1 protein-coding gene is annotated in these 1,554 nt (G+C 36.0%); it reads left to right on the top strand.

Annotated features, from left to right (window positions below; genetic code table 11):
• The first annotated feature begins 155 nt into the window (after nt 1-155).
• Nucleotides 156-1,385 (top strand): IS4 family transposase, encoded by a 1,230-nt coding sequence (locus IEX12_RS23045; protein WP_188725987.1) that lies wholly within the window; start codon nt 156-158, stop codon nt 1,383-1,385.
• Nucleotides 1,386-1,554: the final 169 nt, after the last annotated feature.

The raw sequence follows: 1,554 nt of genomic DNA, 5'->3' as shown, positions 1-1,554 counted from the left end.
CACTTGCGTTGCAGGAAAATAAAATAAAAAAGTCAAGAAATATAATTTATGTAAAATTGGGAATAATGGCAATTTAACCTTTAAAAACCATAAAAAAACCCTTATAATTAGAGTATGGTAGTCCTGTCCAAATCCCTAATTATAAGGAGTCATCCATGGACTATAATACCATAAAAACTGTATTCAAGGAATACATTCATCCATTAGATTCAAAAGTTATTCAAAAGATGATTGACCATGCCCAAATCGATAGGTATGTTAAAAAGCTTGACGTGCTAACATTTACTAATCTTTTCATCTATGCCCAGCTCCAAGGATTACCTAGTCTAGGGCGTATAAGTGAAAAAGTAAAGCGCAAGAAAAGTATACAACGACTGGTCGGCATCGAAGATATCAGTAAGTCGCAACTTTCCCGAAAGCTTGGTGCTATACCATCTGAAATATTCCAAGTTATGATGCATCATTTGGTTCAAAAGTTGCACCAGGCACTGGGTCCGCAAAAGGCTGATAAAGCCCTCGAGAAGATTCATTTGATTGATTCCTCTACTATTTCCATGTGTCTTAGTCAGTATGAATGGGCGGATTTTCGTGATACTAAATCCGGGGTAAAGCTACATACATCCATCCATTTTTGCGATGGCGTTTCTTACCCAAATGGTGTGATTGTTACTCCTGCAAGACCTGCAGATGAAACACAACTGGATTCGTTAATCGTAGCCGACAAAAATACACTTCACGTATTCGATCGAGGTTATTTCAACTTTGAAAAATTCGATACCTACTGTGCGGAAGGAATTCACTTTGTCACTCGAATTAAAACCAATACCGTTGTACATGTGATAGAGGAATTACCTGTCAACCCTTGCTCTCCCATTATTCGAGAGGCAATTGTGAAAATCGGCAAAATTAAATATCCTCTACGTTTAGTAGAAACACAGGATAACGAAGGAAACAACATTTCTATTGTGTGCAATGACGCAAAACGAAGTGCACAAGAAATTGGTGATCTATACCGGACACGTTGGCAAATTGAATTATTTTTTAAATGGGTGAAACAACATTTAGTTTTGACAAAGCTTTATGGACAAAGCGAGAACGCTGTATACAATCAAATTTACATCGCAATGATCACATTTTGCTTAACCCTATTATTGAATCATCAATTAGGTTATAAAGGTACCTTACTAGAAATGCTGAACTGGATTTCCGATTTCTGTTCAGTAAAACTAACAACCTTTATTTCAGAAATATTCAAGGAACCCGACCGATCATCCAATGGTCGGCGAAAACTGCAACATCAGCGTATTTTTGAAGAGACCCTAGCACAATATGAATCAGGAGATGTTTATCATTTAGATGATCTAACCTACGATCCAATCATTTAAATAATTTACAAAAAATGGATGAAGGACTACCTCAAAAACCCTGTTGTCCTTTTTTCTTTAATAGCAAAGAAATTCAAGTCTGAATATTCCTTATAGGGAATAAATGGTAATTACCCCAAAATTAAAATGGTTGACAAGCTAGAAAGTTTTTTATGCAACGCAAGTGATA

Origin of the sequence: Lentibacillus populi, from assembly GCA_014642895.1 — a bacterium.
GTDB classification, from domain to species: Bacteria; Bacillota; Bacilli; order Bacillales; family Amphibacillaceae; genus Lentibacillus_C; species Lentibacillus_C populi.
Note: the sequence above shows the minus strand (reverse complement) of the source record. Positions and strands in the feature narration are given on the sequence as shown.

Coding starts and splice junctions, on each gene's coding strand:
- IEX12_RS23045 (WP_188725987.1), top strand. CDS start 156: ATGGACTATAATACCATAAAAACTGTATTCAAGGAATACATTCATCCA.